Source organism: Chryseobacterium sp. SIMBA_029 (assembly GCF_046535275.1).
Classification (GTDB): Bacteria; Bacteroidota; Bacteroidia; order Flavobacteriales; family Weeksellaceae; genus Chryseobacterium.
On record NZ_JAWRXA010000390.1, the window covers coordinates 1 to 267 of the forward strand.

A 267-nucleotide genomic window follows, 5' to 3' on the forward strand; every position below is an offset into this window, starting at 1 on the left:
CTGGCAAACTGCTTCCTTGTTCTTCGATAATGTGGATAAACACATCATCCATATTCCCTTTAATCACCTCGAAAGATTCAATTTTTCCTTCAAGACCTTTCAAAATGTCAAACGCTTGGAGAGTGGACTCTACACGAAGGGAATAAATAGAGTTTTTAACCGTAAAATCCAGTTGTTTATTTTCAAACCATGCAGTCGGATCAACGCCTTGCTTAAACATCATATGCAGACTGTCAAACGCATATTGATCTTTCAGCTGACTCGGTG

The 267-nt window shown here is 39.0% G+C and carries 1 protein-coding gene; it reads right to left on the reverse strand.

All coding sequences use genetic code 11. From position 1 onward, the window contains the following. Positions 1-267, reverse strand: a 267-nt coding sequence (locus SB679_RS24555) for a hypothetical protein (RefSeq protein ID WP_410704887.1), incomplete at both ends; no start/stop codon positions are given.